Origin of the sequence: Paenibacillus sp. TAF43_2 (assembly GCF_052113545.1) — a bacterium.
Lineage (GTDB): Bacteria > Bacillota > Bacilli > Paenibacillales > Paenibacillaceae > Pristimantibacillus.
In genome coordinates this window covers 1-15,381 of record NZ_JBFRDK010000229.1, presented here as the reverse complement: position 1 = coordinate 15,381, position 15,381 = coordinate 1, and the positions used below count along the sequence as shown (strand labels likewise).

The following is a 15,381-nucleotide window of genomic DNA, read 5'->3' as shown; positions in this document are numbered from 1 at the left end:
CAGTTCTTCTTCCTTGCCTGATTCATGAAGGAAAAACAAGCCATAACCCCACTCTTTGCCCCGCTTGCTGTGCAGTGCAATTTCATACTCATTCTTATGCCCTTCTACCCCGAATTGAACATTGCCTACGTAACCGTCTTCTTTCGAATACGTCATAGTGGCCTGTAATACATTGATGTTAATCACTTCTGTTCTTCCTTTCTCATCGTTCATTACGGTGCGAGCTGATTGATTTGATTTAACAGCTCGTTAATTTTGTTGATCGTATCTGGAATACCCGTCGATTCAAAAGCGGCTCTACCCTGCTCAATATTCGTTAGAGCTTGATCGATACCCTGCTGCAGCGTCGCGTTGTAATCGGCAATCGATTGATGGATATCTTTTGCGTAATCAGGTACCTGCAGTCCTTCATAATGGACAACCTGTTCCTTCAAAGCAAGAAGCTTCTCCTTTAAATCCGTTCTTTTGTCCAAATCCGTCACTGCTTGCTCTGCAAGTGTATTCATATCTTGTCCGAAATCCGTTAACGTTTGTAAGTAATCCGTCGTTTCTGTTGCAAAATTTACCGTTTGACCTACTTGATCAATAATACCACACCCAGATGTCATTAGCATTATGGAGAGCAATATTATCGAAACGCCTCGTTTAATCATAAGCAACCTCCTTGTCATAATCATCCTACTACCGAGATGAACGCCTATTCGAGTTGATGCATACATTACTGTACGATTAACAGCTCATGCTGGTTTCGTGTATGTCACAAGGAGATGATCGAGATGGATATTCATTTATCGGCGATTCACTGGGTTTATTTGACCTTTATTATCGCAATCATTGGATTTATGCTGATGCGACGCGATACAACGCTTATTTGTATTGCCGGAATCTTAGGAATTGGAATACTAGCAACCACATCGGCAAGCGGTTCTGTAAGCGGTATTTTTAACAGCTTTATCTTTGCTATAAAAGAATTGCTGGGAACGATTTTAATTATATCCATCATCGTCGCCATGAGTCGTATCCTTATTCGAACCGGTATAAACGAGATTATGATATCTCCGTTTACCCGTTTTCTTAGAACACCCGCGCTCGCCTTCTGGGGAATCGGCTTAATTATGATGGTAACCTCATTTTTCTTCTGGCCTTCGCCAGCGGTTGCACTCATCGGTGCCGTCTTACTTCCTGTAGCTTTACGTGTTGGGCTGCCTGCACTCGGAGCGGCAGTCGCGATGAATTTATTCGGACATGGCATCGCCTTGTCTGGTGATTATATCATCCAAGGCGCACCCAAGCTTACTGCGGATGCTGCTGGTATTCCTGTCAGCTCCGTCATGCAGGCCAGCATTCCGTTAGTTATTGTCATGGGGGTTGTCACAACCGTCGCTGCCTACTGGATAATGCGACGTGATCAGAAACTTGGTACATGGCGTGATGGACTTGTCCTTTCAGCCGCAGGGCCAGATCCATCAAACGACCCAAGCTTCGATGCCGACCGCAATGCTCTGTCACTGAGTACAAAGCGCTGGCTCGCAGCACTTATTCCTTTGTTATTCGCACTTGATGTGGCAGCCATGTTCGTGCTTAAGCTTCAAGGCGGTGATGCCACTGCGCTGATTGGCGGAACAGCCATACTCATTATGCTGTTCATTACAATGCTGACACACCGTGGCAAAGGGTTCGAGAAAACGACTAGTTATTTAATTGAAGGCTTCCTGTTCGGCTTCAAAGTATTTGGACCGGTTATACCGATTGCGGCTTTCTTTTACTTGGGCGACTCTGGATTTCTAGCCATGTTCGGCGACAAGCTTCCTGAAGCGTCGCACGGAATAGTTAATGACCTCGGTATTGCCCTAGCTCATGTCGTTCCCGTTAATGGTGTTGTTGGCTCGATTACATTAACAGTAGTCGGAGCAGTAACAGGGCTTGATGGCTCAGGCTTCTCCGGCATTTCGCTTGCAGGCTCGATCGCACAGCTATTTGGCCACGCTATAGGCTCCGGCATTGCCACTTTGACGGCTCTTGGTCAAGTTGCTGCAATCTGGGTAGGCGGCGGTACAATCATACCATGGGCGCTCATTCCTGCTGCAGCTATTTGCGGAGTAGATCCTTTTGAACTCGCACGTCGCAATTTAAAGCCAGTGCTCATCGGTCTCTCTGTGACAACGATCGTTGCTATGTTCTTGATTTAGATCGTTTTCGTTGACGATAAAATACGGAGATGAGTGAAATAACAGCAACACCGCCAAGTCCTATGTACCAGCCTTGTGTTAAAGAGCTTTCCGTTTTATGCAAGGGGATCTCCGGCTGCGGCGGCAATGAACCTATTCCAAGCAGCTTGATATGTTCATTTGCTTCACTATGCAATAATGTTGCGCTGCAGAGTGCTTGTAGCGATTTTCCAGTTGTTTTTGCGTAAACCAAATAACGTTCTCCTTCTTTAAACGTATAGCCGCAGCTGTCTTCGCTTTCAGCCGTTTTCACTTCAAGCGTTGGAGCAACRTGTCCTTTCCACACTTCATTGACTTGGAAGCTGGCTTTGACCGCTCTCTCAGAGGAACGAAACAAGGATTGTGAGGATGTTTTAACAGAAGTTGCCGTTCCTTCAAACACTGCGTCACTTTTGATTTTGCTCTCCTCCACCGTACCTGGTTGTACGCAAGAACAGGCTTGGACATTCGATGGCATAATCAATAAGCTGCTAATAAAAAATATGAAAATGAATCCAACTGAAAGTCTCTGTTTTTTATTGATCATATCTACTCCCCCAACCTTTTCTCTATAGCAGGCATTTATGCCTTTAGGTTAAGACGGTTTCTTTTGGGAAAATGTTTCATTTATAGCAATAAAAAAGCTGTTTCTCCCGTAGTGAAAGCTACGATCGAAACAGCTTTTTTATTTGTTATCCTTTTGCCTTTTGCTTGGATTCCTCTACTAGCGATACTTTTGCTGGCCAGAACGCTCTCTTGCCTAGTAAAGTCGTAATAGCTGGTACGAGGAATGGACGAACGATAAAGGTATCCATTAACACCCCAATCGCTGTTATGAGGCCAAACTGGACAAGCACTTGGATAGGAAGCGTCGCAAGCACGGCAAACGTAGCTGCAAGAATAAGTCCTGCTGAAGTGATAACGCCGCCCGTTTCGCTTACCCCTTCTTTGATGGCTTGCTTCAGCGGCAGCGTTTTGCTCTTTTTCCAAATGCTTGAGATCATAAATATATTGTAATCTTCGCCAAGCGCAATGAGGAAAACGAATGCATAAAGCGGAATTGCACCTTGAATGGCATCAACGCCCATGATGTAATGCAGGATCACCCAGCCTAAGCCTAGTGCGGCTGCATACGACAGCAATACAGTGCCAATTAAGTATAATGTTGCAGTAATGGATCTTAAATAAGCAAACAGCAGAATCATGATGAGTCCGATAACTAAAGGAATAATGACATTATTATCATGATCCGTCAGCACCTTGGAATCATATTGAGTAGCTGTCTGGCCAGCGATCCATACTTTTTGATCAGCCTCAGCAACGTTTCCATTCGTAAGCGCAGCTTCTGCCGCCTCACGGAGTAACGGAATCGTCTCCATTGCTTCCTGGGAATATGGATTCGTATTCAAGATGACCGTATACGATAGTAAATTAGGGTCATTAACGCTCGGCTGCGGCTCCTGAACATGATCTACAAGCGGTACAGCAGCAAGCTTCTCTGCTAACTCAGGTACTGCACCATCCGTCGCAGCAACCACTGTAATCGGTGCTAAATCTCCTGGCGTAAATGACTTCGAAATCACCTCAAACCCTTCTCTTGAAGGCATATCCTCTGGAAAAGAAGACAGCAGATCATAAGTAAATTTTATTTGACTGGAGAAGCTTGCGAAAATTCCTAATATCAAAACAGAGGTGATAACGACCATCCAAGGCTTCGTTATCACGAGATTTCCAATTTTGGAGCCTAGCTTTTTCTCCGAATTCGGCTTGCGGTACACTTTTCCTTTTTTGTCCGCATGTGCATGCGCCATTGCATCTGTACGCGGAATAAACGGGTAAAATGAGGCTCTTCCAATAATTGAAAGCAATGCCGGAACTAGCGTCAAACTTGCGATTCCCATAATAAGGATCGATAAGCTGAATGGAACTGCGAACCGATCATAAGCACCGTACTTAGCCGCAAGCAAAGCAAGCAAAGAAAGAACTACCGTAAAGCCGCTCATTGCAATAGCACCCGATGCGTCTTTGAACGATCGTTTTAGTGCTTTCATTTTGTCGCTTTCACGAGTAAGTTCTTGACGGAAATGCGAGATAAAAAATAAACAATAATCAGTACCTGCTCCGAATAAGAGCACAGTCATAATGGATATAGCTTGACCATCTACCGTTATCCATCCTTCACCTGCCATAAAGCCAAGCAATGGTCCCGTAACAGCATAAGCAAATCCAACACCAATGAGTGGAATGATGGCAAGAATCGGCGAACGGTAGATAAGGAGCAGCAAGACTAGTACGATAAGTACCGTTGCTATCATCAGTGATACATCCGCTCCTTTGAATAAATCGGTTGCATCAACCGAAATCCCAACAGGACCGCTGACGCGCACGCTTAATTCAGCTGCATCATGGATAGGTACGGAGAAAGGTTCTTTACCTGATGCTTCTCCGATGATAGCTTTTATGGACTCAATATTTCCCTTCAAAACTTCAGTTTCTGTTGCTTCACCGAACTGAATCGGCTGAACGAGTGTCGTTCCGTCTTCTGAAGCAAATTTTTGCAAAGCAGGTAAAGGCATTTGATGAAGAGGTATAACCTCGCCTTGCTCTTTCAACGGATTTTCAACAATCTTCTGCGTCGTTTTTTGAATAAGCGCATAATCCGCTTCTGTTAAGCCGCCTTCTCGATGCCAGACCACCAATGCTGGAATGCCAGAGGAGCTTGGAAACTTATCCTTTATTAATTGATCAGCGACAACGGACGGGCTGTCAGCCTCTAGGTTTGGAGCATTGCTTACTTCTTTGTCGCCCACAGCTGGCAGAAATACAGTTAGCAGCCCGGCTAATACAATCCACGCAACTAATGTTATCCACCTTGTACGTCGTCCAGCGACCATTCCTGCTAATCTTTCGATCATTTGACAAATCCTCCATTTCACATTACGACTAATATCGTTTAAAATTAACTCAAGCGATAATTTAATTATATATACCGAAAGGTTAATTAATCAATTCATATTTATTACAATTTGATGAATGGAGGGCATGTCGATGAGCGAGGACCAAATAAAACGCAAACCAGGCCGGCCCAAAGGCACAGGTTCAATTCAGACGATGCAGCAAATTTTGCGCACAGCAGCCTTTTTATTTATGGAGCAAGGTTTCGAAAAAGTTTCATTAGAAAGTGTAGCCCAAGCATGCGGGGTTACTAAAGCAAGCGTTTATTATTATTTTAATAATAAAAGCGTTTTGTTCACGGAATGTCTTCAATTTGTTCTAAAGATGGCTTATGATCAAACTTCAAAAATTGTTAGCAGCACCGGGTCGCTGAAGGAAAGAATGCTTGTTGTTGCTGAACGCCATATGAACAATGCTCATGTTGAGTTTGAAACGATGATGCGGGAAGCTTCCAGCGGTTTGACTGAGGAGCAAATTACGAGCATTCGTACGAGCGAGCAAGCGATACACGAATTAATTGGGAGTGTATTTCAGAAGGCAATGGACGAGAGCGAAATCAAACGGGGTGATTCGATGCTGCTTGCTCATGTCTTTACAGCTATGTTAACGGTACGAAACCGTAAAGAAATCATTAATAATGAAAAAACAGTGGAACAAGCCGCGTTCGAAATCGTAGAACTATTGTGGGCAGGATTAGAGCCTCGCTCGCCATCTTATTAATTGGAGGTTATTTAATGCTTAAAACCGCAATGGGTCGTCTGCGGGTCGTTGGTTTCATCGAAGGGTTATCTTTTCTATTACTGCTTTTAATAGCAATGCCCCTCAAATACTGGGCTGATATTCCAGAACCCGTGACTGTTGTAGGCGGACTTCATGGCCTCTTATTCGTTCTTTATATCCTTGCTGTCTTCCATGTATGGATTAAACACCGCTGGTCGATTCTCAAGGCAGCAGCAGCGTTTATCGCAGCTTTCCTTCCGTTTGGCACATTTATTCTTGATAAGAAGCTGCTTCGCGATCAATAAGTTAAAGAGGTTATTCCGAGCAATTGGAATAACCTCTTTTTGATAATAATGGAAGAAATGATGTGAGCTAGCCCTCAAAGCATGATAGAATAAATGTAAAATTAAAGGAGAGTGTTTCATGATGGGTATTATTATGAATAGAGTAGGAGCAATCTTTGTTACGGTTAGCGATATTGAAAAAGCTCGTGAATGGTATTGCTCCATTCTTGAATTGGAGCCTACCTATGATATCATTGCGGGTCATTTATGCTGTATTCCTTTAGATAACAACGGCCAAAACCTTGTTTTAGACAGTAAAATTTATACAGAAGATACTTATGCAAGAACACCTATTTTTCATTTTAATACGGATGACATCCATGCTGCTTTTCAGTTCATGCGTGATAAGAATGTAGAGCTTGTAAGCGAAATTGAACATGGTCACTTTTTCAGCTTTAAAGACCCTGACGGAAACCAGCTGATGGTTTGCAAATGCTAGCAGAATTTTTCGTTGAAGATAAAGTATTAGACTGGAGTTGTTGGTTTAGCAGAGTTTTTGAATTGAAGAATCGTCAGCTTTTGAAAAATTTGATTTAGACTGCACCATTAATATAAAGCAGCGGCAGACCAAGACTTGATAAATAAAGTCTTAGACTGCCACTGTTGTCATTAAACTAACGTTACCCGATAGCTTAATGGAAAACTGTACCTAGGCTCACTACTTAACGCTTATATACTAACGTTCTTTCCACTCGAACTCATTCCCCAATCGAAATGTGGATAGTTCAATCACGAGATCGAGTTCTTTTTTAGGAGCATCCAAAAATCTCTCCTGTCCGTGCGCCCAACAGCAATACAGTTCTAAGTCTTCACCTATTTCCATATTACGGCGTAAATATTCGAAAAGCTCTACTAAGCACTTTTTGCTTGTCTGGTATAAAATGGGGTGAGAATGTTTAATTTTGTCATTGATCTCGAAGGAACCTCCTTCGGGGTTCACTTGGTAAACACTCCAGTAGTATTTGCATATTGAGTTGATCCTTAGCGGCAGGGTTCACATTCGTTACGTAATCATTAATCGTCATAACTGTTTTTTTCTGTCCAAACGAGCCTGTTGGAAGCTCACGGCTTGCAGCAATATAATAAAATAGAGTCACAGTGTCAATCTCATCTCCTATCTGAAACTACCTTCCATAGCTTTGAATACCATTTATTCTACATAACCGTTCCATTAACCTGACCGTTAGCTTATTAATAAGGCTATGTTTAATTCTAATGTTGAAATTTAACCATAAGAAACCACCTTGCTAAAAAGGCGGTTCATTGAGCTATCGTGCCCTTTAGTTTAAAAGTCGCAATCTTAATATCATTAGGTCTTCATCGAAATACTGTTCATCAAACTTTAATGCATGTGGTTCTATACCGTAAACTTCAAACCCCAGCGAGACATATAAGCGTTTTGCTGATTTGTTATTAGACACAACCGTCAAATGAATCTGTTCCAACCCTTCACATTCTTTTGTTGCTCTTTCAATCAAGGCTAATAGAAGGGCTTTACCTACCCCCCGTCCTCGAAATAGAGGCTCTACATACATACCATAAATGTTTCCTTTATGTGCCGTCTTAAGCCTGTTTTCACGTGAAAAATTGACAATGCCAACTAATATGTTACTGTCGTCAAAACATCCCAATGTAAATTGATCTTTTGTATGGTGTATCCTTTCTATAATGTGCCCCAATGGTTTAGTTTCTTCTTGCTCATATGTTGATCCAAATGCATCGGGTTCATTTTTCAATGCACGCAACCTTACTTCTCTATACATTTGGGCATCAGAGCCATTCAACAAACGAATGTTCATTAGTCACTTCCGATCATTTATCAAATTGTTTTAAATAAAACTTGCGGATTGATGAAAACTTCCCGTTAGCTCAACGAGGCTGCCGATTCATACCGGCAGCCTCGTCATAGTGAATGTTAAGCTATAATTCCCCGTTAGTTGAGCAGCGTGGTGATGTTGTTAAATTTAACGAATAAAACTAATCAAGACTACCACCGCACCCATTAACACTAAAATTGAAAATACAAAGTAGCTGAAGATCTTTAGAGGACCCGGCATTGAATTTAGATCTATTTTTTTCATTGGTCCTCCACCCTCAATACTTTGAATAGAGCGAAGGTTCTCATCAACATAATTATCGTCACTGTACGAATGTTCCTTTTCGAGCTGGGTTTCATGGATGTTGTTTGTGCTCATTCCAAATCCCCTCTCAATTCGGTTTATATGGAATATTCTACCACGATTATGAAACTCATGTAACCCATCGCCACGCTAACCAGTCCGTTAGTTTAACAAAGAAAGGAAGCAACTGCCGAAGCAATCTACTCCATGTTTGTTCAACTATCGTTCCTCATTAGCTTAATGAAGAATCGAATATATATTAGTTATTTTAGATGCGGGTATACGCTAAACCATTATGAGTGAGATTAATACAAATTATATCCATATATTTGGAAATCCACTTCTTAATGAATATCTTACATTATCAACCTTCCATACCCCATCGGTATAAATAAGTTTAGTTAGCCGATCAACMACGTAAAGTTCTCTTCCATCTGCATATATATCAGATCCAACGACGATCGATTGTGTAAAACTTGCAGTTGTTTTGCTTGTATAGTAAGTAGAGCCTGTATGTTCTTCAAAATAAAGTTTTTCTTTCAATCCTTTGTTTGGAATAATCGATGAAATGATGAAATTCTCAGTAAAGTAAGGTTTGAAATGAGTTTGAATTTGCTTTATGGAAGACACATCGTTCGCTTCATTTAATATATTGGACAGAAGTTTTAGGCGGGCGCCTGTTAACGTTTGGGAGGCTGAAATCTTAATGGAAGGTTGTTCCATGTTTATAACGATTTTCTTTCCATTCAACTTAATAGTTGCTTGCTTAACCTGCTGGTTCCACTTTACCTCGGCTCCGAGCGTCTGGGAGACAAATCGCAACGGCACATAGGTGGTGCTTTTGATTAGCTCGGGCGGAGCATCCAAATCAACATTCAACTGATTGACTCGCACTTTTGTGAAGTTGACGGCAAGCAGTATTTCAGTATCGTCTTTGTTGATCGTGATTATTTTGTGCTCCTGATTCCAGTTTACAGCTGCGCCCATATGTTGAGATACGGCTCTTAAAGGTATAAGCACTCGGTTGTTTTTCAATTGGCCATTTTCAATAACCACATCTTTTTCGTCCGCGAACCCTAGGGTTGGTACTGAGAGAAGAATCAGTATCGCAGAAGCCAATAAAGTCAAAGTCAGTTTTTTAATCATAATAACCTCCTTATACTGATAGAAAGCGTGTTTAACCCTTATTCCATTCAACACTCCACACTTCGTGCATATATTCAATACAAGTTGTGGACTGGTATCTAATTAACAAATAATACCATGCCACAATCCTATACGTTATAGAAAGTTAGTTTGTTGCGTAATACTGCTTATTTTATTTAATAAGAAGATCAAGCTATGCAACTCCTGCTCATCCATGTATTGTTCAACTATCGTGTCCCGTTAACTTAACGATTTTGGACTTCAGGCTTCAATCCTGTTTGCAGGACATGAAAATACTCAGCTAATATTTCGTCAAAATTGGGTTCGACAGGTAACTTCTCAATATATCTCCATAAAATCATTTCTTCCGATCCAATGTGAACAACCTCATACTCCATCTGCTTAGATTCCCAGACAGTAACTTGACCAATGCATCGATCAGATTCATTAATTATGCCGGTAGAAGGGTCGGGAACACTGCTTTCAGGAAGATCGTGCTTCACAAATTCCGTAGAAATGGATAAACTCGCCAGTTCACTCTTGTTAGATTCCACCCATAACTTAAATTTTTCCCGAATCATTTTACATCCCTCCCTCATGGAGTAATTATATCAACTCGAGATAAGAATTAAACTACTTTGACTGAAAATATGGCTTTGTTCCACGACGCTAAACTGCCCGTTAGCATAATAAGAAGAGCAGCCACCGTAGCGCCTGCTCATCATTTGCGTTATTCCACTATCGTTCTTCGTTAGTTCAATCATTTCCTACTTTCTTCTTCAAACTCCTTGATTAACCCTTGGGACCTTTTCATTGCTTCCTGGCTGTCTTTCGCTGGTGCTGTAATCATATATCCGTTTGATGAGGACCACTGGCCATCATCATTCATAACTTTAATTGTAAATTCAGAGAATTTATCATCAGTATATACCCAACCGTAAGTAAAAATATTAGGCTCTATTCTACCTTTATCATCTATGATTCGAAAAGCGGAAAAAATGGTTGTAAAATTATGACCATCGTAATGCAACTCTAATTTTGTTCTATCTTTAGGAATGTGAGGAACCTTACTTCCTTCAAAGTCAATTTCACCTTTAAAGCTTCTTTTTCCATTTATATGATTTTGCAATTTCCCATCAAGATGTACTTTTATACGTTCGGTTATTCCTTCCGTTCCTAATTGATAATATACACCATTGATGGTCTCTGAGTACTGCTTAGGTATCAAGTACCAAATAGAGAATACACTTAGAATTATTGCAAATGCAGTAAGTACAACAGTAATTTTCCGCTTCATTACACACCCCCTTTTTTTTAGGCTCTTCCTTTAATAAACGTAAACATACTCACTAATTTGCACTATCCTGCCCGTTCGCTTCATGAAGCATCGTCAGTCTAACACTTTATTTTCTCAGTCTAGAACTTTATTTTCTTCTGACAAGAATAGCTAGCTGCATTGATTATAGGTCTATCCAAAATCTTTTAATAATATTGCCATTTTCCTCTACGAATTCTGATTCCAATACGCCACCATTTTTTAAAATTGTTTTTTCTGAGCCGATATTCCCTTTATCACAAACAACTAGAACTTTTTGATGGCCCCAATCTTTTAACAGCTCCAACGTATTTGATAATATGATATTGGCATACCCTTTTCTTCTCTCCGATGGACGAACGCCATATCCGATATGGCCGCCTTGATTGAGCAATTTTTCATTCAATCGATGCCGTATATTAACCGCTCCTACAATTAAGTTGTCCTCACTTAGGAGCCAATAAGTGGTATGAGGAACACGATCACTGCTTGATATTTTGGATTCCGTATCTTCAGCATACAAAAAATCAATCATGGCATTAAAATCTTCCGGTTCTCTCTCAATGACCCACGGCACCATGTCTTCACCGCTCTTTATCCAGTCCTCATAAAAGGATATATACGCGTCGCGGTATTCGATCGTTGGTTTAATTAATATCGCTGATTTTGGCATAAGCACGCTCCACTCCGATGATTTTTACCAAATTAACACATTTCATGAATAGGGTCAATCTTATTTCATCGATGATTCATCATGCTCTTCATAACAAAGAAGACTAAGGCAAATCGCCCTAGTCTTCTTTTGCTTAAATTATACTTAAATTAGTTATGGAATTGTTGACCATCATGAACAGCCTTTACATAACCCGCGCGGATTACGAAATCTCCGAAATGCTCGCCCGTTTCCCGTTCCTTTGCATACTGATTAATAATCGGTTTTAAAGTATCGAGAATTTCGGTCTCATCGATATTTTCACGGTAAAGCTTGTTTAGTCGATCACCTGCATAGCCTGCGCCCATATACATATTGTATTTGCCGAGTGCCTTGCCGATAAATGAGATTTCTCCAAGCGCTGGTCTTGCGCAGCCGTTCGGGCATCCAGTCATCCTAATGTTGATCTCCTGGTCACGCAGTCCTGCTTCATTAATAATCGGCTCCAGCTTATCGATCAGTGTCGGAAGATAACGTTCTGCTTCCGCCATAGCAAGACCGCAAGTCGGCAACGAAACACAAGATAATGAGCTTCGGCGCAGCGCAGAGTGCTGCGTACCGTCCGTAAGTCCGTATTGCTCTGCTAGCTCCGTAATTTTGCGTTTCTTCTGGCTGCTGACATTACCGATAATAAGATTCTGATTCGGAGTAATGCGGAAGTCGCCTGTATGAACTTTGGCGATTTCGCGCAAACCCGTCATTTGCGGGTTGCCTTCTTGATCCTCAATACGTCCGCTCTGGATAAACAACGTCAAATTCCATTTGCCGTTGCTTCCCTTCAACCAGCCATAACGGTCTCCGTTATTTTGGAATTGATAAGGGCGTACCTCTTCAAGCTGCCAGCCAAGACGGTTTTGCAGCTCGGTTTTGAACCATTCAATCCCATGACGGTCAATCGTATACTTAAACCGAGCGTTTTTGCGAACCGAACGGTTACCATAATCACGTTGAATCATAACGGTTTTCTCTGCTAACTCGACAATTCGCTCCGGCGGACAGAAGCCAATCACTTTACCAAGCTGCGGATAAGTCGTTGTATCGCCGTGTGTCATCCCCATACCGCCGCCAACGGAAATGTTAAAGCCCTTCAGCTTGCCATCTTCCACGATTGCAATGTAGCCGATGTCTTGAGAAAATACATCCACATCATTAAAAGGCGGAATCGCAAATCCAATTTTGAACTTACGCGGCAAGTATACAGGTCCGTAGATCGGCTCAACTTCCGCTCCATCCTCTTTACCATCGATTACCTTTTCTCCATCCAACCAAATTTCATGATAAGCGCGAGTACGCGGCGCCAAATGATCATTCACTTGACGTGCCCAGTAGCTTACTTCCTCATGATGGTTCGATTGAAAAGGATTTGGACTGCACATAACGTTCCGATTGACGTCACCGCAGGCAGCAAGTGTAGTCATCAGCTCGCTATTGATTTTTTGAAGCGTAGGCTTCAAATTCCATTTCAAAATGCCATGCATTTGGAACGTTTGACGTGTCGTGAGACGCAAAGTCCCGTTGCCGTACTTGTGAGCTAATTCATCCATGGCAAGCCATTGATCAGAGGTTGCTACACCGCTTGGCAGTACTACCCGGATCATGAATTGAAATGCAGGCTCCAGCTTCTGCTTTTCACGCTCGTTGCGCAAATCCCTGTCATCCTGCATATAACTTCCATGAAACTTCAACAACCGATTGTCATCCTCAGGCAAACCGCCTGTAATCGGATTGCTCATCGTTTCTACTAATGCGCCGCGCAAATAGTTACTTTCGCTTTTGATATGCTCAACTTCACTTGGCGGTCCACCGATAGGTTTTACCAACTGCTCTTTCGCCATTGTTGCTGTCTCCTCTCGCAATCATTCAAGTACTCTTGTTGTTATCTATTTATTAATAAACATCACGTTGGTAGCGCTGTTGATCCTGCATATCATTCAAATAAGCTGCCGCTTGCTCAGCGCTTAATCCGCCCTCTTGCTCAATGACAGTTAATAGAGCCGTATGCACATCATGTGCCATATGTTTCTCATCACCGCAAATATAAACATAAGCGCCGGCTTGAAGCCATTCGAATAGCTCACGGCTCTTCTGCAGCAAACGATGCTGTACATATACCTTCTCTTCCGTATCGCGGGAGAAAGCTACATCAAGTTTGGTCAAGACGCCGTCTTTAAGCATTCTTTGCCAATCGGTCTGATATAGGAAATCCGTAACAAAGTGGCGATCACCATAAAACAGCCATGATTTTCCTTCTGCGCCAATTTCCTCGCGCTCTTCAAGGAATGCACGGAATGGAGCAACACCAGTACCTGGACCAATCATAATAATTGGAGTATTCGTATCCGCAGGCAGCTTGAAATTCGGATTTTGTTGGATATAGATCGGCAGACTGTCGCCTGGTTGTACACGCTCTGCACAATGTACGGAGCATACCCCATAACGCTCACGACCATGAGACTCATAACGAACAGCTCTCACGGTAAGATGAACCTCATCCTCATTCGCTTTAAAACTGCTGGCAATGGAATAAAGTCTTGCTGGCAGCTTACGCAAGATAGCAACAAATTGTTTTGCGCTTCCTTGCCAAGGCTCAAAATCCTGCAATAAATCAAGCAGATCCCGACCGTTAATGTAGCTTCTAAGCGCTTGCTCTTGCCCTTGAGCTAGCAGTTCACGAAGTGCTGGGTTCGAAGTCAGTTCGGCTGCTTGCGTGATCAGCGGTTTCGTTAGAGCTGTAATTTCATAATACTTAAGTAGAGCTTCACGCAATGAGCCTTGCTCACCGCTCTTATTGATCGGAACAACTTCTTCAGCGTTCCAATTCATTTGCTTAATAATCGCATCCACTAGCTCTGGATGATTTTCCGGATAAATACCCAGGCTATCTCCTGGCTCATATTGTAAATTAGAGCCTTCAAGCGATAGCTCCAAATGACGAGTTTCCCGATCAGAGCCGCGGCCATTCAAGTTAATATTCGCAAGAACTTCAGCCTTAAAAGGGTTGTTTCGCGAATAGGCAGATTGTTCTGGTGTTGTTTCGCTGCTAGTTTGCGCTATAGCCGCAGTCGTTCCCGAGGCAGCATTCAAACGATCATTTAATGAGCTGATAACCTCTTCTGACCAGCCAGCAACAGCCTCATCATAATCGAGGTCACAATCTACACGAGGAACAAGACGTTTTGCGCCAAGCTCTTCAAGACGTTGATCAAAGTCTTTACCCGTTTGACAGAAAAATTCATACGACGTATCGCCAAGCGACAAGACAGAAAAGCTTACATTTTCTAGCTGTGGAGCTCGCTTGCTGTAAAGGAACTCGTGGAAGCTCTTCGCATTATCCGGCGGTTCCCCTTCACCATGAGTACTGACAACCAAAAAAAGGTTTTCGACTTTTTTCAAATTGTTCGTCTTAAACTTATTCATTGGCGCAAGTGTTACTTGCAGACCCTGTTCTTCCAGCTTGCGCGATAAGCTGGTAGCTACCCGCTGACAATTGCCGGTTTGAGAGCCAAACAATACAGTTACCTCACGGGAAACCGCTGGTTGACTGATAGCCGAAATAACTTCCGCAACTGCTGCTCCCTCGGAGACAGCCTGCACATCCGCACTTATCGTTAACGGACCTGCTGATGCTTGACGAGCGAACAAATAACCTGTCAGCCAAATTTGCTGAGACTCCGTTAGTGATGGTACAAGGCGATTCAGAAGGTCAACTTGCTCTTGATTAAAAGGACTGTTCGTTACCTGAAGTTGCAACAATATCCACCTCTCATAAACATAAAATCATCATTAGTTTTCATAGTTAACTTAAAATTAGTGCTTCAGAAGTGCTTCAATAATTATTAACCTAACATAATCAGACAAATCC

General features: G+C 42.2%; 15 protein-coding genes. 4 read left to right on the top strand and 11 right to left on the bottom strand.

Annotated elements, in window-relative coordinates:
- Positions 1–212: 212 nt before the first annotated feature.
- Positions 213–653 (bottom strand): DUF6376 family protein, encoded by a 441-nt coding sequence (locus AB4Z17_RS29905; RefSeq protein ID WP_076269304.1) that lies wholly within the window; start codon positions 651–653, stop codon positions 213–215.
- 123 nt (positions 654–776) lie between these two features.
- On the opposite strand from AB4Z17_RS29905, the gene AB4Z17_RS29900 reads away from it, so the two are divergent.
- Complete coding sequence (locus AB4Z17_RS29900) at positions 777–2,189, top strand: hypothetical protein (RefSeq protein ID WP_441907788.1); 1,413 nt, start codon at positions 777–779, stop codon at positions 2,187–2,189.
- Here the strand turns inward: AB4Z17_RS29900 and AB4Z17_RS29895 are convergent.
- A complete protein-coding gene (locus AB4Z17_RS29895; RefSeq protein ID WP_441907789.1) occupies positions 2,173–2,754 on the bottom strand; it encodes a hypothetical protein in 582 nt (193 codons plus the stop codon). The genes AB4Z17_RS29900 and AB4Z17_RS29895 overlap by 17 nt on opposite strands.
- A 145-nt stretch (positions 2,755–2,899) precedes the next feature.
- A complete protein-coding gene (locus AB4Z17_RS29890) occupies positions 2,900–5,122 on the bottom strand; it encodes an MMPL family transporter (protein WP_441963902.1) in 2,223 nt (740 codons plus the stop codon).
- A 133-nt stretch (positions 5,123–5,255) separates the two neighbouring features.
- On the opposite strand from AB4Z17_RS29890, the gene AB4Z17_RS29885 reads away from it, so the two are divergent.
- From AB4Z17_RS29885 to AB4Z17_RS29875, 3 genes are all read left to right on the top strand, one after another.
- The gene (locus AB4Z17_RS29885; RefSeq protein WP_441907791.1) at positions 5,256–5,882 is read left to right on the top strand and encodes a TetR/AcrR family transcriptional regulator; all 627 of its coding nucleotides are present in this window, start codon (positions 5,256–5,258) and stop codon (positions 5,880–5,882) included.
- A 14-nt stretch (positions 5,883–5,896) separates the two neighbouring features.
- Positions 5,897–6,187 (top strand): DUF3817 domain-containing protein, encoded by a 291-nt coding sequence (locus tag AB4Z17_RS29880; protein WP_441907792.1) that lies wholly within the window; start codon positions 5,897–5,899, stop codon positions 6,185–6,187.
- A 118-nt stretch (positions 6,188–6,305) separates the two neighbouring features.
- The gene (locus AB4Z17_RS29875) at positions 6,306–6,665 is read left to right on the top strand and encodes a VOC family protein (protein ID WP_339209095.1); all 360 of its coding nucleotides are present in this window, start codon (positions 6,306–6,308) and stop codon (positions 6,663–6,665) included.
- Between the two features lie 841 nt (positions 6,666–7,506).
- Here AB4Z17_RS29875 and AB4Z17_RS29870 read toward each other — a convergent pair.
- The 8 genes from AB4Z17_RS29870 to AB4Z17_RS29835 form a co-directional block, all read right to left on the bottom strand.
- A complete protein-coding gene (locus tag AB4Z17_RS29870) occupies positions 7,507–8,025 on the bottom strand; it encodes a GNAT family N-acetyltransferase (RefSeq protein ID WP_441907795.1) in 519 nt (172 codons plus the stop codon).
- 165 nt (positions 8,026–8,190) lie between these two features.
- Complete coding sequence (locus AB4Z17_RS29865) at positions 8,191–8,421, bottom strand: hypothetical protein (RefSeq protein WP_441907796.1); 231 nt, start codon at positions 8,419–8,421, stop codon at positions 8,191–8,193.
- A 240-nt stretch (positions 8,422–8,661) separates the two neighbouring features.
- Positions 8,662–9,492: a copper amine oxidase N-terminal domain-containing protein gene (locus AB4Z17_RS29860; protein ID WP_441963900.1), complete on the bottom strand. Its 831-nt coding sequence runs from the start codon at positions 9,490–9,492 to the stop codon at positions 8,662–8,664.
- A 245-nt stretch (positions 9,493–9,737) separates the two neighbouring features.
- Complete coding sequence (locus AB4Z17_RS29855) at positions 9,738–10,073, bottom strand: immunity protein TriTu family protein (protein WP_441907798.1); 336 nt, start codon at positions 10,071–10,073, stop codon at positions 9,738–9,740.
- Positions 10,074–10,252: 179 nt separating this feature from the next.
- Positions 10,253–10,789 carry a hypothetical protein gene (locus AB4Z17_RS29850; protein WP_441907799.1) on the bottom strand — a complete coding sequence of 179 codons (537 nt, stop codon included), beginning with the start codon at positions 10,787–10,789 and terminating at the stop codon, positions 10,253–10,255.
- A 163-nt stretch (positions 10,790–10,952) separates the two neighbouring features.
- Complete coding sequence (locus AB4Z17_RS29845; protein ID WP_441907800.1) at positions 10,953–11,480, bottom strand: GNAT family N-acetyltransferase; 528 nt, start codon at positions 11,478–11,480, stop codon at positions 10,953–10,955.
- A gap of 149 nt (positions 11,481–11,629) precedes the next feature.
- Positions 11,630–13,354, bottom strand: a complete 1,725-nt coding sequence (cysI, locus tag AB4Z17_RS29840; protein ID WP_076269293.1) for an assimilatory sulfite reductase (NADPH) hemoprotein subunit — start codon at positions 13,352–13,354, stop codon at positions 11,630–11,632.
- 52 nt (positions 13,355–13,406) lie between these two features.
- Positions 13,407–15,269: an assimilatory sulfite reductase (NADPH) flavoprotein subunit gene (locus AB4Z17_RS29835; protein ID WP_441963905.1), complete on the bottom strand. Its 1,863-nt coding sequence runs from the start codon at positions 15,267–15,269 to the stop codon at positions 13,407–13,409.
- Positions 15,270–15,381: the final 112 nt, after the last annotated feature.